Here is a 24,488-nt window from a genome sequence, read left to right as displayed (position 1 = left end):
ATGACCCCATTTTTAAGCGCGTATTTTACTCGTCTGGCCTGGACGGGAACCCCCGATGTTTCCATTGACACCCTGCGAGAGTTGCATAGCCATCATAATAGCGCGATCCCGTTTGAGAACCTGGACGTTCTGCTACCGCGTGAAATCCACCTTGACGATCGGGCGCTGGAGGAAAAGTTAATCACCGCCCGCCGCGGCGGCTACTGCTTTGAACAGAACGGGCTGTTGCAGCGGGCGCTAAGCGAGATCGGTTTCTCGGTTCGCAGCCTGTTGGGCCGCGTGGTGCTGGCGAATCCGCCGCAGATGCCGCCGCGCACCCATCGCTTACTGCTGGTGGAGGTCGAAGGCGAACGCTGGATTGCTGATGTCGGTTTTGGGGGGCAAACCCTGACCGCGCCGATTAAGCTGCTGGCCGATATTCCGCAGCATACGCCGCATGGTGTTTACCGCCTGGTGCACGAAGGCGATGAGTGGACGCTGCAGTTTAATCATCATGAACACTGGCAGTCGATGTACCATTTCGATCTGGGGCGACAATATGCCTCTGATTATGTGATGGGTAACTTCTGGTCGGCGCATTGGCCGCAGTCCCATTTCCGCCATCATCTGCTGATGTGTCGTCATCTGCCGGACGGCGGAAAAATGACGCTCACCAATTTCCATTTTACCCACTGGGAAAATAACCATGTAGTGGAGAAGGTGGATCTTGCGGACGTGTCGGCGCTTTATGAAACGCTGCAAACCCGCTTCGGACTTGGTGTAGATGACCCGAAGCACGGCTTCAGCGAAGCCGCGCTGGCAGCAGTGATGGCGGCGTTCGATACCCATCCGGAAGCCGGGAAGTAACGCTGATGACGACGGCGAAGAAAGCGCAGTTTCGCCGTTGTAGGCCGGATAAGGCGTAGCCGCCATCCGGCATAAAGGCTGGAGCCGGGGCTGATGAATATGACCCGGAGTCGGCGCAGGCGCCTCGTCCGGGCTATTGGTAAACGGGCATGGCTGGGGGCGCCAGCGCTCAGCGCCGGGAGCGCACCACCTGGTAGCGTCGGGTGAAATACTCTATCGGCGCGCTCCAGACGTGAACCAGCCGGGTGAACGGGAAGATAAGGAAGATAGTCATTCCCAGCACCAGATGGACGCGATACACCCACGCGACGCCGTCCAGATGCGCCGATGCGCCGCCGTGGAAGGTGACTACCGCCTGCGCCCAATCCACCAGTTTCAGCATTTCGCTGCCGTCCGGATGCTGGGCGGAGAACGGGATGGTCGTCAGCCCCAGCGCGCACTGAATCAGTAGAATGCACAGGATCAGGATGTCCGCAGTGGTGGAGGTGGCGCGAATGCGCGGGTTGGTCAGGCGGCGCGCCAGCAGGCCAATACCGCCGACCAGGGTCAGTACGCCGCAGACACCGCCCAGCACCATCGCCATCACCTGTTTCTGCGACATCGGCAGAAACCATGAATAGACCCAGTGCGGCGTCAGCATCCCGAAGAAGTGGCCGAAGAAAATGCCGAGGATGCCGATATGGAATAAGTTCGACCACAGCACCATGCCCCGTTTATCGAGCATCTGGCTGGATGACGCGCGCCAGGTATACTGCCCGTAGTCATAGCGCAGCCAACTGCCCACCAGGAACACGGTGCCGCAGAGATAAGGGTAGATATCGTAAAAGAAGACGTTTAAGTACTGTATCATTTCGGGCCTCCGGCGCGGATGTCGACGTACTGCGGCGCCACATCCTGGCTAAAGCGTCGTTGATAAGCTTGCATTGGCGAGCTATCGCAAGCGGTTGCATTATCTTCAATAAACTTCACCTGTTCCTCTTCCCACACCGCATCCAGCGCCTGGCGGGTGTCGTCACGCTTCTCACTCGCTACCTGCCTGGTGACGCTGTCACTATTTAGTGGGCTATCCGCCAGCGCAAGAAGGGTGTCAAAGAGTTGATAGTAATCGCATTCGCGCTGCTTTAAGCGTCCACCGAGCAACGCCAGAATAGGCGCGACGTTCTGCAGTCCTTCACGGGCATCGGCTAATGGGAGAATGCTGAGGTATTCAAGATATAAAGGCAGGTGGTCCGGCAGTTCGCGACAATCGATCTGCAGGCCCGCCTGTTCATACTGGTTCATCAGATCGACCATCGCCTGGCCGCGATCGCGTGATTCGGCGTGAACGTGTTCAAACAGCAGCAGCGAGGTGGCGCGACCGCGTTCAAACACCTCACACCATTCGGCCTGGCGGTCGAGCAGCGGCGCCGCCAGTAATCGCCTAACAAACGGCGTCAGGGCAGGCGCATCGGCGCTGACCAGCGCCAGCGCCTCCTCGCGGTTATCCCACAGCGCGTCGTCGGGATACTCCAGCAACAGAGCAATGACTTTGAGGATCCGCATTACTCTCCCTCCCCATGTCGACGAACGTCCCCGACGTCAATAGCGTCTATGCGACGACTGTTGAACAGGTTGAATTTAGTATCAGAACCGTGGCAACCATCGCCGAAGGTAAAACCGCAGCCGTTGCGTTCAGGGAAGGCGTCCTCCGCCAGTTCGCGGTGGCTGGTGGGGATCACGAAGCGGTCTTCATAATTGGCGATCGCCAGGTAGCGATACATCTCTTCCACCTGTTCGACGCTGAGGCCCACTTCTTCAATCGCACGGGTATCGGTCACGCCTTCGACGGTTTGCGAACGTTTATAATGGCGCATCGCCATCATGCGTTTTAACGCGCGCAAGACCGGGCCGGTATCACCGGCGCTCAGCAGGTTCGCCAGATACTGTACTGGTATACGCAGGCTTTCTACCGCCGGCAGGATGTTACCGTTACTCGGCAGGCCGCCAGCGTCGGCGACCGACTGAATCGGCGACAGCGGCGGCACGTACCAGACCATCGGTAAGGTGCGGTATTCCGGGTGCAGCGGCAGCGCCAGCTTCCAGTCCATCGCCAGTTTATACACCGGTGATTTCTGCGCGGCGTCGATCACGTTATGTGGAATACCCTGTTTCAACGCCTCTTCGATGACCGCCGGATCGTTGGGGTTAAGGAACACATCACACTGGCGCTCGTAGAGGTCGGTTTCATGTTCAGTGCTGGCCGCTTCTTCGATACGGTCCGCGTCGTACAGCAGCACGCCAAGGTAGCGGATGCGGCCAACGCAGGTTTCTGAACAGACTGTCGGTTGCCCGGACTCAATACGCGGATAGCAGAAGATGCATTTTTCCGATTTGCCGCTCTTCCAGTTAAAGTAGATTTTTTTGTACGGACAACCGCTGATGCACATCCGCCAGCCGCGGCATTTATCCTGGTCGATCAGCACGATACCGTCTTCTTCACGCTTATAGATGGCGCCGCTTGGGCAGGTCGCTACGCAGCTCGGATTGAGGCAATGTTCGCAAAGACGCGGCAGATACATCATGAAGGTGTTTTCAAACTGGCCGTACATCTCTTTTTGCATCGCTTCGAAGTTACGGTCTTTGGCGCGTTTTTCAAACTCGCCGCCGAGCAGTTCCTCCCAGTTTGGCCCCCAGGTGATCTTATCCATCCGTTCGCCGCTAATCAGCGAACGCGGGCGGGCGGTAGGCAAGTATTTGCCCTCCGGCGCGTTGTGCAGGTGCTGATAATCGTAGGTAAAGGGTTCGTAATAATCGTCAATCTGCGGCAGCACCGGGTTGGCGAAAATCTTCGACAACACGCTGACGCGGTTGCCCAGACGCGGAGTAAGCTTGCCGCTGATACCGCGGATCCAGCCGCCTTGCCACTCGTCCTGATCTTCCCAGTTTTTGGGGTAACCAATACCTGGCTTGGTTTCCACGTTGTTGAACCACGCATATTCCATCCCTTCGCGGCTGCTCCAGACGTTTTTACAGGTGACGGAGCAGGTATGGCATCCGATGCATTTATCCAGATTCAGCACCATTCCGACTTGTGAACGTATTTTCATTTCTTCGCCTCCTGTACCTGGTCACGACCTTCGCCATCCAGCCAGTCAATATTTTTCATTTTGCGGATCATAATGAACTCGTCGCGGTTGGAGCCGACGGTGCCGTAGTAGTTAAAGCCGTAAGCCAGTTGGGCATAGCCGCCAATCATATGCGTGGGTTTAGGACAGACGCGGGTCACGGAGTTGTGGATGCCGCCCCGGCGACCGGTCACCTCCGAACCTGGAATGTTCATAATGCGTTCCTGAGCGTGATACATCATGGTCATGCCCGGCGGCACGCGCTGGCTCACCACCGCACGCGCGGTGAGGGCGCCGTTGGCGTTGAAGGCTTCGATCCAGTCGTTATCTTCAATCCCCAGTTCTTTTGCGTCGGTTTCGCTTAGCCAGACGATGGGCCCGCCGCGCGACAACGTCAGCATCAGCAGGTTTTCGCTATAGGTTGAGTGGATACCCCATTTCTGATGCGGGGTCAGGAAGTTCAGCGCTTTTTCCGGGAAGCCGTTTGGCGGCACGTCCTTCATCTGGCTGACGCTGCGCGTATCGATCGGTGGGCGATAGGCCACCAGACTCTCGCCGAAGGCGCGCATCCAGGGATGATCCTGATACAGCTGTTGCCGCCCGGAGAGGGTACGCCACGGGATCAGTTCGTGAACGTTGGTATAACCGGCATTATAGGAGACATGTTCGCTTTCCAGACCAGACCACGTTGGGCTGGAGATGATCTTGCGCGGCTGCGCCTGAATATCGCGGAAGCGGATTTTCTCATCCTCTTTATTCAGCGCCAGATGAGTGTGGTCGCGGCCGGTAAATTCTCCCAGCGCTTGCCAGGCTTTCACCGCCACCTGGCCGTTGGTTTCCGGCGCCAGGCTTAAGATGACTTCACTGGCGTCGATAGCGCTGTCGATACGCGGACGGCCTTTGGCCGGACCGTCTGGCTTGACGTAGTTAAGTTTGCCGAGGAAGTCGACCTCGCTTTGCGTATTCCACGAAATGCCTTTACCGCCGTTGCCGAGCTTATCGAGTAACGGCCCCAGCGAGGTGAAGCGTTCCCAGGTGGCAGGGTAGTCACGTTCAACCAGCGCAATTGACGGCGCGGTTTTGCCTGGAATGAGATCGCATTCGCCCTTGCGCCAGTCGAGGACATCGAACGGCTGTGACAGCTCCGCCGGAGAGTCATGCAGCAGCGGTACCAGTACCACATCGGTCTCTTTATCAAGGTGGCCGACGCACACTTCAGAGAAACTTTTGGCGATGTCCTTGTAGATTTCCCAGTCGCTTTTCGCCTCCCAGGCCGGGTCGACGGCGGCGGAAAGGGGGTGGATAAACGGGTGCATGTCTGAGGTGTTCATATCGTCTTTTTCATACCAGGTGGCGGTCGGCAGGACGATATCGGAGAACAGGCAGGTACTGGACATGCGAAAATCGAGGGTCACCAGTAGATCAAGTTTGCCCTCAATCGCCGCGGTCTGCCACTCGACTTCCTCCGGCTTCACGTCAGCGGTGGAGCCAAACTCCTCGCCCTGAATACCGTTATCGGTACCGAGCAGGTACTTGAGCATGTACTCATGGCCCTTACCGGACGAACCCAGCAGGTTCGAACGCCAGATAAACAGGTTGCGCGGGTGGTTGTTGCCGCTATCCGGCTGCTCGGCGGCAAAGCGAATATCGCCTGCTTTTAACGACTGGACGGTGAAATCGGCCGGTGACAGCCCGGCGGCCTCGGCCTGCTGCCTGATGCTCAGCGGATTAACGTTAAGCTGCGGCGCGGAAGGCAGCCAGCCCATGCGCTCGGCGCGAACGTTGAAGTCAATCATATGGCCGCTGAATTTGCTGGCGTCGGCCAGCGGCGACAGCAGCTCCTGAGCGGTCAGTTTTTCGTAGCGCCATTGGCTGGCGTGGTTGTAGAAATAAGAGGTACTGTTCATCTGCCGCGGCGGACGAGTCCAGTCCAGCGCGAACGCCAGCGGCAGCCAGCCGGTCTGCGGGCGCAGTTTCTCCTGGCCGACATAGTGCGACCAGCCACCGCCGCTCTGACCGACGCAGCCGCAGAACACCAGCATGTTGATCATCCCGCGGTAGTTCATATCCATGTGGTACCAGTGGTTCACACCGGCGCCGAGGATAATCATCGAACGGCCATGGGTTTTATGCGCCGTATCGGCGAACTCGCGGGCGATTTGTTCGATATGTTGACGCGGCACGCCGGTGATCTGCTCGGCCCATGCCGGAGTATAGGCTTTGACATCCGCGAAGTCGCGCGCGGCATTGGCATCGTCAAGACCGCGATCCAGACCGTAGTTAGCCAGCACCAGGTCATACACGCTCACCACCAAAGCGCTCTCACCATTGGCCAACGGTAGCTGTTTAGCTGGCAACTGATGAAGCGTTACCGGCTCCTGCTTCACGCTGCGGAAATGCGGGTTTTCGTTGCCGCCGAAGTAGGGGAAACCGACCGACACCACGCTATCGTGCATATCCAGCAGCGACAATTTTAATTCGACGTCCCGGCCGTTAGCCTGTTGTTCGAGATTCCATTTGCCTTTTTCGCCCCAACGAAAGCCGATGGATCCGTTCGGCGCGACCAGCTCGCCTTCGGCGTTATAGGCGACGGTTTTCCATTCCGGGTTATTACTTTCTCCCAGCCCGTCAAGCAGGTCGGCGGCGCGCAGCATACGGCCAGGCGCATAGCTGCAGTCGTCACGACGGTCGAGCATTACCAGCATCGGCATATCGGTATAGGTACGGCAGTAGTTGAGAAAGTAATCGCTTGGGTTATCGAGGTGGAAGGTTTTGAGGATCACGTGGCCCATCGCCATCGCCAGCGCGCTGTCGGTACCTTGCTTCGGCGCCAGCCACTGGTCGCAGAGCTTGGCGACTTCCGAATAATCCGGAGTAATGGCGATGGTTTTGGTGCCCTTGTAGCGCACTTCGGTGAAGAAGTGCGCGTCCGGGGTTCGGGTCTGCGGGACGTTTGAACCCCAGGCAATAATGTAGCTGGAGTTATACCAGTCGGCGGATTCCGGCACGTCGGTCTGTTCGCCCCAGGTCATCGGTGAGGCGGGGGGTAAATCGCAGTACCAGTCATAAAAGCTCAGGCAGGTGCCGCCGATCAACGATAAATAGCGGGTACCCGCGGCGTAGGAAACCATCGACATCGCCGGGATCGGCGAAAAGCCCGCGACGCGATCCGGACCGTAGTTTTTGATGGTCCAGACGTTGGCTGCGGCGATCAGTTGATTTAACTCTTTCCAACTGGAGCGAACAAAACCGCCTTTACCGCGGATTTGTTTGTAGCTGCGGGTTTTCAGCGGGTCCTGCATGATGCTATCCCAGGCCTGTACCGGGTCGGGATGTTGTGCAAGGGCTTCGCGCCACAGCTCAATCAGCCGTTTGCGCGCCAGCGGGTACTTCAGGCGGTTGGCGCTGTAGAGATACCATGAGTAGCTGGCGCCGCGCGGACAGCCACGCGGTTCGTGATTTGGCAGGTCCGGTCGGGTGCGCGGATAATCGGTCTGCTGGGTTTCCCAGGTGACCAGACCGTTTTTGACATAAATTTTCCAGCTACAGGAGCCGGTACAGTTCACACCGTGCGTGGAGCGGACAATTTTGTCGAATTGCCAGCGTTGCCGGTAGCTATCTTCCCAGTCACGGTTATTATCGTAGACCTGACCGTGGCCGTTGGCAAAGGTCTCGCGTTTCTGCTTAAAGTAGCGAAAGCGATCCAGTAATTTACTCATGACATTCCTCCTGCTCCGCTAATGTCCGGCATCGTGCCATCCGGTAAATAGGTCGTTATGGTTGTGCTGGTTTACGGCGGCCATAGACCAGCCAGGTCACCAGCACGCAAACCACATAGAAGACAAAAAAGACTTTCATCGCGCCCACCGGCGAGCCGGTCATGGCCAGCGAGGTACCGAAGGCTTTTGGAATAAAGAAGCCGCCGATGGCGCCAATTGCAGCGATGAAACCGAGCGCGGCGGCGGTATCGGTCACCGCTTCATGCTGGGCCTGTTCGTCGCTGCCGCCGCGCTTTTTCACGCTATCAATGGTGAGCTGGCGGAAGATCACGGCGATCATCTGGAAGGTGGAACCGCTGCCAAGCCCGGCGGTTAAGAACAGGCCCATAAACACCACGTAGAAGGCGAAGAAGCTGCCGGAACCGGAGCCCGGCAGGGTGAGGAAAAGCAGCCCGGTAAAGACCGCCATCAGAATGAAGTTGACCAGCGTCACCCGTACGCCGCCCAGACGGTCGGAAATGATACCGCCGAAGGAGCGCGCCAGCGCGCCGATAAACGGGCCGAAGAAGGCCAGTTTCAGGATATCGACATCCGGAAACTGGGTTTTCGCCAGCATCGCGAAGCCGGCGGAAAAGCCAATAAACGAGCCGAAGGTGGCCAGATACAACAGACTTAGCAGCCACATATGCGGGCGTTTCAACACCGGTAGTTGATCGCGAATTGAAGCTTTGGAACTGGCAATATCGTTCATGCCAAACCACGCGAAAACGGTGGCGATAACCAGTAACGGCACCCACAGCAGCGGTGAGTTGCCAAGCCACAGCATGGCGCCGCCAGGTTGCTCTACGCCGCGAACGCCCAGAAAGGTAAAAATCGGCAGGAAGACAAAAATAGGAGAGACCAGTTGCATCACGCTGACCCCGAGATTGCCGAGCCCGCCGTTAATCCCTAATGCGCTGCCTTGTTTGGCCTTGGGGAAGAAGAAGCTGATGTTGCCCATACTGGAGGCGAAGTTGGCGCCGGCAAAACCGCAGAGTAACGAAATTGCGATAAATACCCAGTACGGGGTAGTTGTATTTTGTACTGCCAAACCCAGCCATAAACAGGGAATCACCAGAATAATCGTGCTAATAACCGTCCAGTAGCGCCCACCCATAATAGGTACCATAAAGGAGTAGGGTACGCGTAATATTGCGCCGGAAAGCGAAGGTAGCGCCGTTAATAAAAAGAGCTGGTCAGTAGTGAAATTAAAACCCACTTTATTGAGATTGACCGCAACTGCGCTAAATAACATCCAGACGCAGAAGGCGAGTAACAGACAAAATACGGAAATCCATAAGTTCCTGCGCGCAATCGCTTTTCCTTTATTTTCCCAGAAGGCTTCATTTTCTGGTCGCCAATCTTTTAAAAGATAATGATTCTTTTTATCACCTTCTATCGACATAACACCCTCACTAAAGCGTACGAGATCAAAAGGATAAATAAAAAACAGCTGAAACTATGCAGGCTGGAATTAAGCTTCAGCTGTTTTTAATAATTGTATTGTTTGAGGATAGATAAGAATCGAGGCGTGAAAGAATTCACGCCGACAATGAAGGGCGGTCAATTGTTACTAAATGTAACTTAAACCTGAGGGAGTTCCAGCGCGATATAATGTTTTAAGTAACGAATAAATGCCGCGTCGTCAATCGCTTGCATCCCCAGCGCGTAAATGCCATCCAGCCCGCAAACCAGAGCAATCAGACGCCAGGCAATATTGTCAGCCGTATCCTGCGGCTGAAATTCACCGGCTTCGGCGCCGCGGTTAATCGCCGTGACCGTTTCATCATGCCACATGCTCATGGTAAGCAGATATGCGGCCTTAATTTCCTCATCGCTACCGGACAAAATCTGCGCTTCCCGCCACAGGCGGATATAGGGTTCGAGACGGCCATCTTCGCTGCCAAGTAATGAAAACAGGCGTTCGCTCCAGGAGGCGTCATCGGTCAGCAGCTGTATATCGAGCATTTCGCGGATCAAGCGGATAAAGGCCTGCGCTTTTAGCTCGCCGGTCGAGGCAAAATGATGATGTAACTGACCTGCTGCGACGCCGGCGTCGCTGGCTATCTGGCGCACGGTCATGGCGCTGAAGCCGCCATTTAGCGCCACTCGCATGGCGGCCTGCATGATAACTTCCCGACGCGCTTCCCGATTTAAATAGTGCATAGCGACCCGTAAACAAGAGGTGATGGGATGATGGTAACAAAAAGTTGGACAGGCGTTCAACAATCCGGCAGGATCGCAATCCTGGACGCGTGTCCAATTTGATAAATTGAGGAAAAGAAGTATGTCTCGGCAATGGTTAACGCTGATGGCGATTTTGCTGGTTTATATCCCAGTGGCGATTGACGCAACGGTGCTGCATGTGGCCGCCCCGACGCTCAGCGTCGCGCTTGGCACCAGCGGCAATGAGCTACTGTGGATCATTGATATCTATTCGTTGGTGATGGCCGGTATGGTGCTGCCGATGGGCGCATTAGGCGATAAAATCGGCTTTAAGCGCCTGTTGCTGCTCGGTAGCGCCAATTTTGGCATCGCTTCGCTGTGCGCCGCGCTGTCGCCGTCGGCGATAACGCTGATTATCTCCCGGGCGCTGCTGGCGGTTGGCGCGGCGATGATTGTGCCGGCGACGCTTGCCGGGATCCGCGGCACTTTCGCCGAAGCCAGCCAGCGTAACATGGCGCTGGGATTATGGGCCGCCGTGGGCTCCGGCGGTGCGGCATTTGGCCCGCTGGTGGGCGGCATGCTGCTGGAACACTTCTATTGGGGATCGGTGTTCCTGATCAACGTGCCAATCGTGCTGCTGGTCATCGCCATCAACGCTAAGGTCGTTCCACGCCAGCCCGCACGCCGCGAGCAGCCGCTGAATCTGCCGCAGGCGCTGATCCTGATTGCGGCCATTCTGATGCTGGTATTTAGCGCTAAGTCAGCGTTAAAGGGGCAGCTGGCGCTGTGGCTGATTGTGCTGGTGGCTATCGGCGGCGCGGCCATGTTGACCTGGTTTGTCCGCAAGCAGCTGTCGATGCCGACGCCGATGGTGGATATGCGTCTCTTCACCCACCGCATTATTTTGAGCGGGGTGATGATGGCGATGACCGCGCTCATTACGCTGGTCGGTTTTGAATTGCTGATGGCGCAGGAGCTGCAGTTTGTGCATCAGAAAACACCGTTCGAGGCCGGGCTGTTTATGCTACCGGTGATGGTCGCCAGCGGCTTTAGCGGGCCGATTGCCGGAATGCTGGTATCTAAACTGGGGCTGCGGCAGGTGGCGACCGGCGGTATGTTGCTGAGCGCGTTGAGTTTCCTGGGGCTGTCGATGACCGACTTCAGCACCCAACAGTGGCAGGCGTGGGGGTTAATGACGCTGCTGGGCTTTAGCGCCGCCAGCGCGCTGCTGGCGTCAACGTCGGCGATCATGGCGGCGGCACCGAAAGAAAAGGCCTCCGCGGCAGGAGCGATTGAAACCATGGCCTATGAACTGGGCGCGGGGCTCGGAATTGCGCTGTTCGGCCTGATCCTTACCCGTAGCTACAGTTCGGCGATTGAGCTGCCTGCCGGGATTGGCGGTGAAGCAGCGGTACAGGCCTCATCGTCCATCGGCGAGGCGATGAAGGTGGCGCAATCGCTACCCGCGATACCGGCAGATTCACTGATTGCGGCGGCGAAAACCGCATTCATCAGCGCTCACAGCATTTCGCTGGCGACGGCTGGCGTTCTGCTGTTGTTGCTGGCGCTGGGGATCTGGCGCGGGCTGGCCAATACGCCGGCGCCACGGTAATGTCATAACTGAAGAGACAGCTCCATCGCCGCGCGACGCAGCGGCGCCAGGGCTTTCTCCTTCAGCGCCGCGGCGCTCATCGAAGAGGCGGGGACGCCAACGTTGAGGGCCGCCACCACCTGGCCGCTGCGCGACAACAGCGGTACCGCAAGCGAGCATAATCCAACTTCAATTTGCCTGTCCGCCAGCGCATAGCCCTGCATGCGAACTTTAGCTATTTCCGCGCGTAATGCCGTGGGGTCGCACAGGGTATGCGGGGTGTAGCGCATAAGATGTGCACGTGACAATGTCACTTCAAGTTGTTCTTCTGGCAGCGCGCTCAGCAATACCCGTCCCATTGAAGTCGTCCATGCCGGGAGGCGACTGCCGCGCCCCAGATCGACGCTCAGTAAGTTATTGACCGCCGCGCGGGCAATGTACAGCACGTTGTCGCCATCAAGCGTGGCGGCGGAGCAGCTTTCTCCTAACGTCTTACCAAGATTATCCAGTGCTGTTTGCGCCACTTTCGCCAGCGGGGTTCCCGCCAGATAGGCGTGGCCCACGGCTAGTACGCGCGGTAGTAGTTCATAGCTGCGGCCGTCCGGGCTGTGCACCATCCCCAGCGCCGCCAGGGTATACAGGCAGCGGCGCACCGCCGCGCGGGAAATTTGCGTTTTTTGACTTAACTGCGAAATGGTCAGCCGCTGGCGCTGCGGAGTAAAAGCATTGAGCACTTCCAGCCCGCGGGCGAGAGACAGCATAAAATTGGGGTCGTGCTCAGCCTGCCTGGCGCTCAGCGTAGTGTGGGTATTGTCGCTCATTGCATCTTTCTCCGTTGCAACGTAAAGCTCACGGGGGAATTACTATACCGCGCGCAAACCAGGGCGCGCCGAATTGTGCCTGTTTTACCACCTTGATCACATTATTAACCGCAATTTAACAAGCGTGCCGATAATCGCACAACATTTCGATTATCGCCGTTGACCATCCGCCAGGCTGGACCCTATTGTCAAAGCACAGACATCCCCGTTATGGATGTGGGTACAAAAAGTTATGCATCTTTCAGGAACAAAAAATGACTGCGACCGTAGAACGCATTGAGAGCTGGTTAGTGGATGTACCGACTATCCGGCCACATAAATTATCGATGACCACCATGGGCTGCCAGACGCTGGTCATCGTGCGCATTACCCGTTCCGATGGCGTATGCGGTATCGGTGAAGCGACGACCATCGGCGGGCTGAGCTACGGCGTCGAGAGCCCGGAGGCTATCGCATCGGCCTTGACCCACTATCTGACGCCGCTGCTGAAAGGGCAGCCGGCCGATAATCTGAATGCGCTGACGGCGCGTATGAACAGCGCCATTAAAGGGAATACTTTCGCAAAGTCTGCCATTGAAACCGCGCTGCTGGACGCCCAGGGGAAAGCCTTAGGCTTACCGGTCTCGGCGCTGCTCGGCGGCGCGCTGCAAACGTCGTTGCCGGTGCTGTGGACGTTAGCCAGCGGCGACACCGCAAAAGATATTGCCGAAGGGGAAAAGCTGTTAGCCGAGCGCCGCCATCAGGCGTTCAAGTTGAAAATTGGCGCGCGGGAATTAGCCACCGATCTCCGCCATACCCGCGCCATTGTCGAAGCTTTAGGCGATCGCGCCAGCATTCGCGTTGACGTTAACCAGGCCTGGGATGCCGCCACCGGCGCGAAAGGCTGCCGCGAGCTGGCGGCGATGGGGGTCGATCTCATCGAACAGCCGGTGAGCGCGCAGGACAATGCAGCGCTGGTGCGCCTGAGCCAGCAAATCGAGACCGCGATTCTGGCGGATGAAGCGGTCGCGACCGCATACGATGGTTATCAACTGGCGCAGCAGGGCTTTACCGGCGCTTACGCGCTGAAGATCGCCAAGGCGGGCGGGCCGAATAGCGTGCTCGCGCTGGCCCGCGTCGCGCAGGCGGCGGGGGTTGGCCTGTATGGCGGCACGATGCTGGAAGGGACCGTGGGTACCGTTGCTTCTCTGCATGCCTGGTCGACATTGCCGCTGCAGTGGGGAACCGAGATGTTCGGCCCGCTGCTACTCAAAGACGATATTGTCAGCGTTCCGCTGACCTTTGCCGACGGTCAGGTGGTGTTGCCGCAAACACCAGGGCTCGGGGTGGAGCTGGATGAAGACAAGCTGCGCTTCTATTCCCGTAAAGCATAACAGGAGAAAATAATGCTATTTAAAGTTGATATGACCGTTAATATTCCGATCGGTTTTCCTGCCGCCGAAGCGGATGAAATTAAACAACGCGAAAAAGCTTATTCGCAACAATTACAACGTGAAGGCAAATGGCGACATATCTGGCGCGTCGCCGGTCTTTACGCCAATGTCAGCATTTTTGATGTAAAAGATGCCGAAGAGCTGCATCAAATTTTAATGGGATTGCCGCTGTATCCATTTATGGATATTCGCGTAGAGGCGCTGTGCCGTCATCCCTCGTCGATTCGTGAAGACGATAGCTAATAATAATAACGTCGACCTCATGCCGGGGGCACCCGGCAAATATCCTACAACGATAAGAGAGAATAATTATGAGTAATGCTTTCGTACAACAAGAAGCCGTGCAGAAATTATTACGTGAAGGCGCGGGTTTAAATGTCCCTGGCGGTAATGAACGCTTTAAAGCCATTGTCCACCGTTTACTGGAAAATATCTGCACGCTGATCGATGACTATAACGTCACAGAAGAAGAGTTCTGGCACGCGGTAAACTATTTGCATGAGCTGGGTGGGCGCCAGGAAGCGGCGCTGCTGGCGGCGGGTCTTGGTCTTGAGCACTTCCTCGACCTGCGTCAGGACGCTATCGACGCGGCGGCGCATCGTGAAACCGGCACCCCTCGCACCATCGAAGGGCCGCTGTATGTGGCCAATGCGCCGCTGGCCGACCGCCATGCCCGCATGGATGATGGCACCGACGCCGGCGAAGTGATGTGGCTGCACGGCCAGGTTAAAGATAGCCAGGGCCAGCCGATCGCTAACGCCATCGTTGATATCTGGCACGCCAATACCCTGGGTAATTACTCGTTCTTCGATCAGAGCCAGAGCGACTACAACCTGCGTCGTCGTATTCGCACCGGCGCCGATGGCCGCTATAGCGTGCGCAGCATCATGCCATCCGGCTACGGCTGCCCGCCGGATGGTCCAACCCAGAAGTTGCTGGATCAGTTAGGCCGCCACGGCAACCGTCCGGCACACATTCACTTCTTCGTCTCCGCGCCGGGGCATAAACATCTGACCAGTCAGATCAACCTCAGCGGCGACAAATACCTGTGGGATGATTTTGCCTTTGCCACCCGCGATGGACTGATTGCCGACCCGGTGAAAGTGAGCGACCGCGAGACGATTGCACAGCGTGAACTGGACGGTGAGCACACCGAAGTGCGCTTTGATTTCACCCTCTGTAAAGCGCTGAGCCCCGACGAAGAGCACCGCGGCACCCGTCTGCGCGCCAAAGAGTAATCTGCTTTAGCGGCCCCGGCCACGCTGATGGCCCGGGCCGCGCTCTACACCCGATAATCACCACATTTGCCAAATATCTTTAATCCTGAATTCTGCAGGAGGAGTTAACTCATGCAAAAAACGCTATCAGCGCTTAAAGACAAAATTAACAACGCGTTAATTGTCGACCGTGAAAATCATATTTACCGTTGCCACCGCTCTATATTTACCGATCAGCAGTTATTTGATTTTGAAATGAAACATATCTTCGAAGGTAATTGGGTGTTTCTCGCCCATGAAAGCCAGATTGCCGAGCCGGGAGATTATTATACCCTGACGCTGGGACGGCAGCCGGTTATTATTACTCGCGATAAAAAGAATGAATTGCATGCATTAATTAATAGCTGCGCCCACCGCGGCGCCATGTTATGTCGACGCAAAACCGGGAATAAAAATTCGTTTACCTGTCCGTTCCACGGCTGGACCTTCAGTAATAACGGCAAATTATTAAAAGCCAAAGATGAGAGCACCGGCGCTTATCCTGACACCTTCAAACATGAAGGGTCTCACGATCTGCAAAAATTGCCGCGTTTTCAGTCTTACCGCGGTTTCTTATTCGGTAGCCTCAATGCGGACGTGCAGCCGCTGGAGGCGTATCTCGGCGAAACCCGCAAAATCATCGATCTGATCGTCGATCAGGCGCCGGAAGGACTGGAAGTGCTGAAGGGCTCGTCGAGCTATGTTTACGAAGGCAACTGGAAGCTGGGCGCGGAGAACGGCGCCGATGGTTATCACGTCAGCGTGGTGCACTGGAATTACGCCTCAACCATGTCACGCCGCAACTATGAAGCGGAAGGGACGCATGCGGTTGACGCCAACGGCTGGTCAAAGAGCGTCGGCGGCGGCTACGGATTTGACAACGGCCACATGTTGCTGTGGACCCGCGCGTTGAACCCGGAAGTGCGCCCGGTCTATGCCCACCGCGACCGTCTGCAGGCGGAGTTCGGTGAACTGCGCGCCGACCAGATGGTCAATGAAACCCGCAACCTGTGCCTGTATCCCAACGTCTACCTGATGGATCAGTTTTCTACCCAGATCCGCGTAATCCGCCCGATTGCGGTCGACAAAACCGAAGTCACCATCTGGTGTTTTGCGCCGAAAGGGGAATCAGACCAGGCCCGGGCGTTACGCATCCGCCAGTACGAAGATTTCTTTAACGTCAGCGGAATGGGGACGCCGGACGATCTGGAAGAGTTCAGCGCCTGCCAGCGCGGCTATCTTGGCGAAAATCTGGCATGGAGCGACCTCAGCCGCGGCGCGCTACGTTGGGTCGACGGCCCGGATGAACACGCCAGGCATGCGGGCTTTACGCCGCGGCTAAGCGGGGTGAAATCGGAAGATGAAGCGCTGTATATCGCCCATCATCACCATTGGCAAACGGTCATGCTGGCGGCGCTGGAACAGGAACAACAGCGTTACGACCAGTCCATTACCCAGCGCGTGGAGGTGGCCTGATGTTGAATCTCGAACAAGTTCGCCAGTTTCTCTATTACGAAGCCCGTCTGTTAGATGACCGTCAGTGGGATGAGTGGCTGAGCTGTTACAGCCCGCAGGTGGTCTACTGGATGCCGGCATGGGGCGACGATGACCAACTGACGCGCGACCCGCAAAAAGAGATTTCCCTTATCTACTACCCCAACCGGGAAGGACTGGAAGATCGCGTCTATCGCATTAAAACCGAGCGTTCCGGCGCCAGTACGCCGGAGCCGCGCACCACGCACATTATCAGCAATGTCGAGCTGATGGGCGAAAGCGATGAGGGGCTTGCGGTGCGCTACAACTGGGTTACGTGGAGCCATCGCTATCAACACACGGATGCCTATTTTGGCTCTACCTGCTGCACGCTAATTGAGCAGGACGGCAGGCCGCAGATCGTTCGTAAAACGGTACGCCTGAATAACGACTATATCCGTCAGGTTATCGACGTTTACCACATTTAAGAGGCGCTTATGACTTTTAATATTGCTCTTAATTTTGAGGACGGCATTACCCGCTTTATTCAATGCCATGCCGGGGAGAAGGTGCTGGATGCGGCCTATCGTCAGAAGGTTAACCTGCCGATGGACTGTTCGGACGGCGTTTGCGGCACCTGCAAATGCCATTGCGCCAGCGGTGAATACGGTCTGGGTGAAGATTATCTCGACGAGGCGTTAAGCGACGACGAGGCGCAGGCTCGCCAGGTGCTGACCTGCCAGATGGTCCCGACCAGCGATTGTGTGATCGATGTGCCGGTGGCCGCCGCGCAGTGTAAAACCGCGATGACCGACACCGGGGCGCAGGTGCGGCAGGTGAATTTACTGTCCGATACCGCCATCGAACTGGTGGTCGCGTTGGATGAGCCGCTGGCTTTTCTGCCGGGGCAATATATCAATATTCAGGTGCCGGGCACGACTCATGTGCGCGCCTACTCATTCAGCTCGCTGCCGGGTTCTCTCGAAGGGCGTTTTCTGATTCGTAACGTGCCTGGCGGCATGATGAGCCAGTGGTTAACCCAGCAGGCGCGGCCCGGCGACCGCCTGACCCTCAGCGGCCCCATGGGCAGCTTCTATTTGCGCAGCGGCGAACGCCCGCTGCTCATGCTGGCGGGCGGTACCGGGCTGGCGCCGCTGCTGTCCATGTTACACACCCTGCAGACACAGGGTAGTCAGCGTCCGGTAACGCTACTGTACGGGGTGACCCGTGACGGCGATCTGGTGAAAACCGATGCGCTGGACACCTTTGCTCAACAGCTTACGGGGTATCGCTGGCTGCCGGTGGTGGCGGATGAAAGCAGTTCCTGCCCACAGCGCGGCTTTGTCACCGAACATCTGGATGACGCGATGCTGAATAACGGCGACGTTGACATCTATCTTTGCGGACCGCCGCCGATGGTGAATGCGGTCGCCACGGCGCTGCGCGAAAGGGGAATTTCCCCGGCAGGGTTCTGGTATGAGAAATTTATCGCCAGCCAGAGCGCGGCGGCATAAGGAGGCATGATGCGTTTTACCGATAAAGTCGTCGCTATCACCGGCGCGGCGCAGGGGATTGGCAGGCAGACCGCGGAGCAGGCGGCAACTGAAGGCGCCGCCCTGTTGCTGATTGACCGCTCGCCTTACGTAAACGAACTGGCTGCCATTTTAGCCCAGGCCGGAAGCCAGGTACTGGCGCTGGAGGCTGACCTTGAGCAGTGGCAGAGTACCGAACAGGCGTTTGCCGCCGGGGTCGCGCATTTTGGCCGCCTCGACGTGCTAATCAACAATGTCGGCGGTACCATCTGGGCGCGACCTTTCGCTGAGTATCAGCCAGAACAAATTGAGAAAGAGATCCGCCGCTCGCTGTTCCCCACCTTGTGGGGCTGCCGCGCGGCGCTCCCCTGGATGCTGAAGCAGGGGAAAGGCAGCATCGTCAATATCTCGTCGGTGGCGACGGCAGGGGTGAACCGGGTGCCTTATTCGGCGGCGAAGGGAGGCGTGAATGCGCTGACCCGCTCGATTGCCATGGAGTACAGCGGCAGCGGTATTCGGATTAACGCCGTCGCGCCGGGCGGTACGGAGGCGCCGCCGCGTCTGACGCCGCGCAACGATGAGCTGCCGAGCGAACAGGAAAAGGCGTGGTATCAGCAGGTTGTCGATCAGACGGTGGCGAGCAGCCTGATGCATCGTTACGGCACGCTGGCGGAACAGGCGAATGCGATCCTGTTTCTCGCCAGCGATGAGGCCAGCTATATCACCGGCGTAACGATACCGGTGGCGGGTGGAGATCTCGGCTAGCGGCGAGTGGCATACCAGCAGAGCAGGGAGCCGAGACACACCATCCCGGCCCCCTGCCAGAATGACCATGAGAGCGCGGCGCTGAGCAGCACCGCCGCCAGCGCGGAAGAGAGCACCGGCGTGAAGTACGACGCCGCCGCCAGCAGGCTGACGTTGCCGTGCAGGATGCCAACGTTCCATGCCGCGTAGGCTAGCCCCAGCGCCACGGAGACCGTAATCAGCTTAATGACTACCGGCCAACTGAACAGCATCGGCGGCTGCGCGCTGGCAAAAAATTTCAGCCACAGGGTGAGCGCCGTTAATAAGACGAAGAGCGTAATCCCATTTTTGCCTTTGGCATATTTCGCGGTAACCGTGCAGTAGGCCGCCCAGATAAACGCGCCGATAAATGCCAGAAAGTAGCTTAGCGGGCTGGAGATGACGTTATTGATAATTTCATCAAGGTTGAGTCCATGCTCGCCGCCGAGCACCCAGCTCACGCCGAATAGCGCCAGCAATAAGCCTGGGATCACCAGCCAGCTACTTTTCTGGCCGTTAAAAAGAATGGCGAACAAAATGGTCAGGCTGGGCCACAGATAATTGACCATCCCCACTTCGATAGCCTGCTGGCGGGTGGCGGCGAACCCCAGCGACAGGGCGAGGCAGATCTCGTAGCTGACAAACAGCACACTGCCGGCCAACAGATAGCGGCGCGGGATCTGGCGCAGGTTGGGAAAGCCAACGGTGAAAATGAGCAGCAGGCCGCTCAGGCTATAAATCATCGCCGCGCCGCCGACAGGGCCAAGCCCTTCGCTAACGCCACGGATCAAACCGACCATCGTGCTCCATAAGATAATGGCGGCGAAGCCGATTGACGTCGCTCTCTTTTTTTCCATGTTTAACCTGATAGTGACTCAAACGCAGCCAGAATTTATAACATCTTTTCGCTCACGGCAGTCGATCTTTTCCGTGCCACCTAACTCTTTGGGGTTAGTCAAACTCGCCACCGCTGACTCTTAAGGGGGCGAGCGTTGGCGACCTTGATTTGACGCAATAAAAAAAGGGATATTGCTGTTAGTTTCCTCCGCGCGATGAACTAACATCCTGCATGGAGGAATCAATGGACGTCAGCCGCAGAAAGTTTTTTAAAATCTGCGCAGGCGGTATGGCCGGAACAACAGCTGCTGCACTGGGCTTTGCCCCTAAAATGGCGCTGGCTCAGGCACGCAATTTCAAATTGCTGCGCGCAAAAGAGATCCGCAACACCTGCACTTACTGCTCCGTGGGCTGCGGGCTATTAATGTATAGCCTGGGCGACGGCGCGAAAAACGCCAAAGAAGCGATTTATCATATCGAAGGGGATCCGGATCATCCGGTAAGCCGCGGCGCCCTGTGCCCGAAAGGCGCCGGTCTGCTGGACTACGTCCACAGCGAAAACCGCCTGCGGTATCCGCAATACCGCGCTCCGGGCTCGGATAAATGGCAGCGCATCTCCTGGGATGAAGCTTTTAACCGCATCGCCAAATTGATGAAAGCCGACCGCGACGCCAACTTTATTGAAAAGAACGAGCAGGGCGTGACGGTTAACCGCTGGCTTTCCACCGGGATGCTGTGCGCCTCGGCGGCGAGTAATGAGACCGGCATGCTGACGCAAAAATTTGTGCGCTCACTTGGCATGCTGGCGGTAGACAACCAGGCGCGCGTCTGACACGGACCAACGGTAGCAAGTCTTGCTCCAACATTTGGTCGCGGTGCGATGACCAACCACTGGGTTGATATCAAAAACGCTAACGTCGTGATGGTGATGGGCGGCAACGCCGCGGAAGCGCATCCGGTGGGATTCCGCTGGGCGATGGAAGCGAAAAACAATAACGATGCCACGCTTATCGTCGTCGACCCACGCTTTACGCGTACCGCGTCGGTGGCCGATATCTATGCGCCGATTCGTTCCGGTACCGACATTACGTTCCTGTCGGGCGTGCTGCTGTATCTGATCGAAAATAATAAGATCAATGCCGAGTACGTTAAGCATTACACCAACGCCAGCCTGCTGGTACGGGATGATTTTACCTTCGAAGATGGCCTGTTCAGCGGCTACGATGCGGAAAAGCGCCAGTATGATAAATCGTCCTGGAACTACCAGTTCGATGAAAATGGCTACGCGAAACGCGATGTAACGCTCAGCCATCCGCGCTGCGTGTGGAATCTGCTCAAGCAGCACGTTTCACGCTACACGCCGGAAGTGGTTGAAAACATCTGCGGTACGCCGAAAGAAGACTTCCTCAAAGTGTGCGAGGTGCTGGCTTCAACCAGCGTCGCGGATCGCACCACCACCTTCCTGTATGCCCTGGGCTGGACGCAGCACACCGTCGGCGCGCAGAACATCCGCACCATGGCGATGATCCAGCTGCTGCTTGGCAACATGGGCATGGCAGGCGGCGGCGTCAACGCCCTGCGCGGACACTCCAATATTCAGGGTCTGACAGATTTGGGCCTGTTGTCGACCAGTCTGCCGGGTTATTTGACGCTGCCGTCCGATAAACAGAGCGATCTGCAAAGTTATCTTAGCGCCAACACGCCAAAAGCGACGCTGGCCGACCAGGTGAACTACTGGAGCAACTACCCGAAATTCTTCGTCAGCCTGATGAAATCGTTCTACGGCGATGCGGCGCAGAAAGAGAATGACTGGGGCTTCAACTGGTTGCCGAAATGGGATCAGGCCTACGACGTTATCAAGTACTTCAATATGATGGATAACGGCAACGTCACCGGCTATATCTGCCAGGGTTTCAATCCGGTAGCGTCCTTCCCGGACAAAAACAAAGTGGTGCGTAGCCTCAGTAAGCTGAAATATATGGTGGTTATCGACCCTCTGGTGACCGAAACCTCCACCTTCTGGCAGAACCACGGCGAGTCTAATGATGTCGACCCGACCGCGATTCAGACCGAAGTCTTCCGTCTGCCGTCGACCTGCTTTGCCGAAGAGGATGGCTCGATCGCCAACTCCGGGCGCTGGCTGCAGTGGCACTGGAAAGGCCAGGACGCGCCGGGCGAAGCGCGCAACGATGGCGAAATTCTTGCCGGGATCTATCACCGTCTACGTGAGCTGTACCGTCGCGAAGGCGGTAAGGGCGCGGAACCGTTGCTGAAAATGAGCTGGAGCTATAAGCAGCCAGATCATCCGGAATCGGAAGAAGTAGCAAAAGAGAACAACGGCTATGCGCTGGCGGATCTCTACGATGGTAATGGGGGGCTGCTGGCGAAAAAAGGAGAGTTGCTGAATAGCTTCGCGCTGTTGCGCGATGACGGCAGCACCGCGTCGTCCTGCTGGATCTACACCGGCTGCTGGACCGAGCAGGGTAACCAGATGGCGAATCGCGACAACGCCGATCCTTCGGGACTTGGCAATACGCTGGGATGGGCCTGGGCCTGGCCGCTCAACCGCCGCGTGCTGTATAACCGCGCATCAGCCGACATTAATGGCAAGCCGTGGGATGCGAAGCGGATGCTGATCCAGTGGAACGGCAGTAAGTGGGTCGGTAATGATATTCCGGACTTCAATACCGCGCCGCCGGGGAGCAACACCGGACCGTTTATTATGCAGCAAGAGGGGCTTGGGCGCCTGTTTGCGCTCGATAAACTGGCAGAAGGGCCGTTCCCGGAACACTACGAGCCGATGGAAACGCCGCTTGGCACCAACCCGCTGCACCCCAATGTGGTCTCCAGCCCGGTGGTGCGTTTATACGAAGATGACGCCATTCGCTTAGGTAAGAAGGATAAGTTCCCGTATGTCGGTACTACCTATCGTCTGACCGAACACTTCCATACCTGGACCAAGCACGCGCTGCTCAATGCGATTGCGCAGCCGGAACAGTTTGTCGAAATCAGCGAAGGGCTGGCGAAAAGCAAAGGTATCGCTAATGGTGACTGGGTGAAAGTCAGCAGCAAGCGCGGCTTTATTCGCGCGGTTGCCGTGGTGACCCGCCGACTGCGCACGCTGAACGTCAACGGCCAGCAGGTAGAAACTGTTGGTATCCCGCTGCACTGGGGCTTTGAAGGCGTGGCCCGTAAAGGCTATATCGCCAACACCCTGACGCCTAACGTCGGCGATTCCAACTCGCAAACGCCGGAGTATAAGGCGTTTCTGGTCAACATCGAGAAAGCGTAAGGAGCGATTAAATGGCGATGGAAACACAAGACATTATTAAACGCTCCGCGACCAACCCGATAACTCCCGCGCCACGCGCGCGGGACTATAAGGTCGAAGTCGCCAAGCTTATCGATGTCTCCTCCTGCGTGGGTTGTAAAGCCTGCCAGGTGGCCTGTTCCGAGTGGAATGACATTCGCGATGAAGTGGGGCACTGCGTCGGCGTGTATGACAACCCGGCGAATCTTAGCGCTAAATCCTGGACGGTAATGCGCTTTAGCGAGACCGAACAGAACGGCAAGCTGGAGTGGCTTATCCGCAAGGATGGCTGTATGCACTGCGAGGAGCCGGGTTGCCTGAAAGCCTGCCCGTCCGCCGGGGCGATTATTCAGTACGCCAACGGCATCGTCGATTTCCAGCAGGAAAACTGCATTGGTTGCGGCTACTGCATTGCCGGGTGTCCGTTTAATATTCCGCGCCTCAATAAAGAGGATAACCGGGTTTATAAATGCACGCTGTGTGTGGATAGGGTCAGCGTCGGTCAGGAACCGGCCTGCGTGAAAACCTGTCCTACCGGCGCAATCCACTTCGGCACGAAAAAAGAGATGCTGGAAGTGGCGCAGGAGCGGGTGGATAAGCTTAAAAAACGCGGTTATGCCAACGCCGGGATCTACAACCCGCAGGGCGTAGGCGGCACCCACGTGATGTACGTACTGCATCATGCCGACCAGCCGGAGCTGTATCACAAGCTGCCGAAAGCGCCGCAGATCGATACCAGTATCAATCTGTGGAAGGGGGCGCTGAAACCGCTGTCGGCGGCGGGCTTTATTGCCACCTTTGCCGGGCTGATTTACCACTACATCGGTATCGGGCCGAACAAGGAAGTTGATGACGATGAGGAGGAGCATGATGAATAAATCGAAAATGATAGTGCGCACCAAATTTATCGACCGCGCCTGTCACTGGACGGTGGTTATCTGTTTCTTCCTGGTGGCGCTGTCGGGGATTTCGTTTTTCTTCCCGACCCTGCAGTGGTTGACGGAAACCTTCGGCACACCGCAGATGGGGCGTATCCTGCACCCGTTTTTCGGGGTGCTGATTTTTGTCGCGCTGATGTTTATGTTTGTGCGTTTTGTCCACCACAATATCCCTGATAAACAGGATATCCCCTGGCTGAAAGGCATCGTGGAGGTTCTGAAAGGCAACGAACATAAGGTCGCGCGCGTCGGTAAATATAACGCCGGGCAGAAGATGATGTTCTGGACCATTATGAGCATGATTTTTGTGCTGCTGGTGACCGGGGTGATTATCTGGCGCCCATATTTTGCGGAATATTTCCCGATACCGGTTATTCGTTACAGCCTGCTGATACACGCCACTTCGGCGATTATCCTGATCCACGCGATCCTCATCCATATGTATATGGCATTCTGGGTTAAAGGGTCGATTAAAGGCATGATTGAAGGTAAGGTCAGCCGCCGTTGGGCGAAGAAACATCACCCGCGCTGGTATCGCGATGTCGAACGCCTGGAAGCGCAAAAAGAGAACCGTGAGGGAATGAAGTAAGCCTTTACGGGGGAAACCCGCTCCGAAGATATTGGGGCGGGCTCCCCGCAT

Annotated in this window: 18 protein-coding genes and 2 pseudogenes; 12 read left to right on the top strand and 8 right to left on the bottom strand. The window is 56.9% G+C overall.

Annotation, left to right across the window (positions count from 1 at the left end):
• A complete protein-coding gene (gene nhoA, locus EAE_RS20220) occupies nucleotides 1-846 on the top strand; it encodes an N-hydroxyarylamine O-acetyltransferase (protein WP_015366444.1) in 846 nt (281 codons plus the stop codon).
• Nucleotides 847-1,015: 169 nt separating this feature from the next.
• On the opposite strand, the gene narI is transcribed toward nhoA, so the two are convergent.
• The 6 genes from narI to EAE_RS20190 form a co-directional block, all read right to left on the bottom strand.
• A complete protein-coding gene (gene narI / locus EAE_RS20215; protein ID WP_015366445.1) occupies nucleotides 1,016-1,696 on the bottom strand; it encodes a respiratory nitrate reductase subunit gamma in 681 nt (226 codons plus the stop codon).
• Entirely contained in the window at nucleotides 1,693-2,388 is a 696-nt protein-coding gene (gene narW, locus EAE_RS20210; RefSeq protein ID WP_015705535.1) for a nitrate reductase molybdenum cofactor assembly chaperone, read from the bottom strand. Before narW ends, narI begins: the two co-directional genes overlap by 4 nt.
• A complete protein-coding gene (gene narH, locus EAE_RS20205) occupies nucleotides 2,388-3,932 on the bottom strand; it encodes a nitrate reductase subunit beta (protein WP_015366447.1) in 1,545 nt (514 codons plus the stop codon). Before narH ends, narW begins: the two co-directional genes overlap by 1 nt.
• On the bottom strand, nucleotides 3,929-7,669 hold the full coding sequence (locus tag EAE_RS20200) for a nitrate reductase subunit alpha (RefSeq protein ID WP_015705534.1): 3,741 nt from the start codon (nucleotides 7,667-7,669) through the stop codon (nucleotides 3,929-3,931). Before EAE_RS20200 ends, narH begins: the two co-directional genes overlap by 4 nt.
• 55 nt (nucleotides 7,670-7,724) lie before the next feature.
• Nucleotides 7,725-9,113: a NarK family nitrate/nitrite MFS transporter gene (locus tag EAE_RS20195; protein WP_015705533.1), complete on the bottom strand. Its 1,389-nt coding sequence runs from the start codon at nucleotides 9,111-9,113 to the stop codon at nucleotides 7,725-7,727.
• A 179-nt stretch (nucleotides 9,114-9,292) separates the two neighbouring features.
• Entirely contained in the window at nucleotides 9,293-9,874 is a 582-nt protein-coding gene (locus EAE_RS20190) for a TetR family transcriptional regulator (protein WP_015705532.1), read from the bottom strand.
• A 121-nt stretch (nucleotides 9,875-9,995) separates the two neighbouring features.
• Between EAE_RS20190 and EAE_RS20185 the strand changes: the two genes are divergently transcribed.
• Entirely contained in the window at nucleotides 9,996-11,486 is a 1,491-nt protein-coding gene (locus EAE_RS20185; RefSeq protein ID WP_015705531.1) for an MFS transporter, read from the top strand.
• Between the two features lie 2 nt (nucleotides 11,487-11,488).
• Here the strand turns inward: EAE_RS20185 and EAE_RS20180 are convergent.
• Nucleotides 11,489-12,377 (bottom strand): annotated as a pseudogene (locus EAE_RS20180) (IclR family transcriptional regulator domain-containing protein).
• A gap of 119 nt (nucleotides 12,378-12,496) precedes the next feature.
• Here EAE_RS20180 and EAE_RS20175 point away from each other — a divergent pair.
• The 7 genes and pseudogenes from EAE_RS20175 to EAE_RS20145 all read left to right on the top strand — a co-directional run bounded on the left by EAE_RS20175 (nucleotide 12,497) and on the right by EAE_RS20145 (nucleotide 18,745).
• Nucleotides 12,497-13,659: pseudogene (locus EAE_RS20175) on the top strand (muconate cycloisomerase family protein).
• Between the two features lie 12 nt (nucleotides 13,660-13,671).
• On the top strand, nucleotides 13,672-13,962 hold the full coding sequence (gene catC, locus EAE_RS20170; RefSeq protein ID WP_015366454.1) for a muconolactone Delta-isomerase: 291 nt from the start codon (nucleotides 13,672-13,674) through the stop codon (nucleotides 13,960-13,962).
• 68 nt (nucleotides 13,963-14,030) lie between these two features.
• Nucleotides 14,031-14,957: a catechol 1,2-dioxygenase gene (catA, locus tag EAE_RS20165; protein ID WP_015705528.1), complete on the top strand. Its 927-nt coding sequence runs from the start codon at nucleotides 14,031-14,033 to the stop codon at nucleotides 14,955-14,957.
• A gap of 111 nt (nucleotides 14,958-15,068) precedes the next feature.
• Complete coding sequence (locus EAE_RS20160; protein WP_015705527.1) at nucleotides 15,069-16,451, top strand: Rieske 2Fe-2S domain-containing protein; 1,383 nt, start codon at nucleotides 15,069-15,071, stop codon at nucleotides 16,449-16,451.
• Nucleotides 16,451-16,936, top strand: coding sequence for a benzoate 1,2-dioxygenase small subunit (benB, locus tag EAE_RS20155; RefSeq protein WP_015366457.1), 486 nt, complete (start codon nucleotides 16,451-16,453; stop codon nucleotides 16,934-16,936). The genes EAE_RS20160 and benB overlap by 1 nt, the downstream gene beginning before the upstream one ends.
• 9 nt (nucleotides 16,937-16,945) lie before the next feature.
• Nucleotides 16,946-17,962: a benzoate 1,2-dioxygenase electron transfer component BenC gene (benC, locus tag EAE_RS20150; RefSeq protein ID WP_015705526.1), complete on the top strand. Its 1,017-nt coding sequence runs from the start codon at nucleotides 16,946-16,948 to the stop codon at nucleotides 17,960-17,962.
• A gap of 9 nt (nucleotides 17,963-17,971) precedes the next feature.
• Nucleotides 17,972-18,745 (top strand): 1,6-dihydroxycyclohexa-2,4-diene-1-carboxylate dehydrogenase, encoded by a 774-nt coding sequence (locus EAE_RS20145; RefSeq protein ID WP_015705525.1) that lies wholly within the window; start codon nucleotides 17,972-17,974, stop codon nucleotides 18,743-18,745.
• On the opposite strand, the gene yddG is transcribed toward EAE_RS20145, so the two are convergent.
• Nucleotides 18,742-19,620, bottom strand: a complete 879-nt coding sequence (gene yddG, locus EAE_RS20140; RefSeq protein WP_015705524.1) for an aromatic amino acid DMT transporter YddG — start codon at nucleotides 19,618-19,620, stop codon at nucleotides 18,742-18,744. The two genes, EAE_RS20145 and yddG, sit on opposite strands and share 4 nt — an antisense overlap.
• Before the next feature lie 224 nt (nucleotides 19,621-19,844).
• Here yddG and fdnG point away from each other — a divergent pair, with 224 nt between their 5' ends.
• From fdnG to fdnI, 3 genes are read left to right on the top strand one after another with little or no spacing between them, the layout of a single operon-like run.
• Nucleotides 19,845-22,892, top strand: coding sequence for a formate dehydrogenase-N subunit alpha (gene fdnG, locus EAE_RS20135; RefSeq protein ID WP_150377915.1), 3,048 nt, complete (start codon nucleotides 19,845-19,847; stop codon nucleotides 22,890-22,892).
• An 11-nt stretch (nucleotides 22,893-22,903) separates the two neighbouring features.
• Nucleotides 22,904-23,788, top strand: a complete 885-nt coding sequence (fdxH, locus tag EAE_RS20130) for a formate dehydrogenase subunit beta (protein ID WP_015705521.1) — start codon at nucleotides 22,904-22,906, stop codon at nucleotides 23,786-23,788.
• Nucleotides 23,781-24,437 (top strand): formate dehydrogenase-N subunit gamma, encoded by a 657-nt coding sequence (gene fdnI / locus EAE_RS20125; protein ID WP_015705520.1) that lies wholly within the window; start codon nucleotides 23,781-23,783, stop codon nucleotides 24,435-24,437. The genes fdxH and fdnI overlap by 8 nt, the downstream gene beginning before the upstream one ends.
• Nucleotides 24,438-24,488 lie beyond the last annotated feature (51 nt).

The sequence above is a fragment of the Klebsiella aerogenes KCTC 2190 genome (assembly GCF_000215745.1).
In the GTDB taxonomy this organism is placed as follows: domain Bacteria; phylum Pseudomonadota; class Gammaproteobacteria; order Enterobacterales; family Enterobacteriaceae; genus Klebsiella; species Klebsiella aerogenes.
This window is presented reverse-complemented; position numbering and strand designations above follow the sequence as displayed.

Bases quoted from the DNA above. Each gene is read 5' to 3' on its own strand.
- nhoA (WP_015366444.1), top strand. From the start codon at position 1: ATGACCCCATTTTTAAGCGCGTATTTTACTCGTCTGGCCTGGACGGGA.
- catC (WP_015366454.1), top strand. From the start codon at position 13,672: ATGCTATTTAAAGTTGATATGACCGTTAATATTCCGATCGGTTTTCCT.
- fdnI (WP_015705520.1), top strand. From the start codon at position 23,781: ATGAATAAATCGAAAATGATAGTGCGCACCAAATTTATCGACCGCGCC.
- benC (WP_015705526.1), top strand. From the start codon at position 16,946: ATGACTTTTAATATTGCTCTTAATTTTGAGGACGGCATTACCCGCTTT.
- EAE_RS20185 (WP_015705531.1), top strand. From the start codon at position 9,996: ATGTCTCGGCAATGGTTAACGCTGATGGCGATTTTGCTGGTTTATATC.
- EAE_RS20145 (WP_015705525.1), top strand. From the start codon at position 17,972: ATGCGTTTTACCGATAAAGTCGTCGCTATCACCGGCGCGGCGCAGGGG.
- EAE_RS20200 (WP_015705534.1), bottom strand. From the start codon at position 7,669: ATGAGTAAATTACTGGATCGCTTTCGCTACTTTAAGCAGAAACGCGAG.
- benB (WP_015366457.1), top strand. From the start codon at position 16,451: ATGTTGAATCTCGAACAAGTTCGCCAGTTTCTCTATTACGAAGCCCGT.
- EAE_RS20190 (WP_015705532.1), bottom strand. From the start codon at position 9,874: ATGCACTATTTAAATCGGGAAGCGCGTCGGGAAGTTATCATGCAGGCC.
- catA (WP_015705528.1), top strand. From the start codon at position 14,031: ATGAGTAATGCTTTCGTACAACAAGAAGCCGTGCAGAAATTATTACGT.
- narI (WP_015366445.1), bottom strand. From the start codon at position 1,696: ATGATACAGTACTTAAACGTCTTCTTTTACGATATCTACCCTTATCTC.
- narH (WP_015366447.1), bottom strand. From the start codon at position 3,932: ATGAAAATACGTTCACAAGTCGGAATGGTGCTGAATCTGGATAAATGC.
- narW (WP_015705535.1), bottom strand. From the start codon at position 2,388: ATGCGGATCCTCAAAGTCATTGCTCTGTTGCTGGAGTATCCCGACGAC.
- yddG (WP_015705524.1), bottom strand. From the start codon at position 19,620: ATGGAAAAAAAGAGAGCGACGTCAATCGGCTTCGCCGCCATTATCTTA.
- EAE_RS20195 (WP_015705533.1), bottom strand. From the start codon at position 9,113: ATGTCGATAGAAGGTGATAAAAAGAATCATTATCTTTTAAAAGATTGG.
- EAE_RS20160 (WP_015705527.1), top strand. From the start codon at position 15,069: ATGCAAAAAACGCTATCAGCGCTTAAAGACAAAATTAACAACGCGTTA.
- fdxH (WP_015705521.1), top strand. From the start codon at position 22,904: ATGGCGATGGAAACACAAGACATTATTAAACGCTCCGCGACCAACCCG.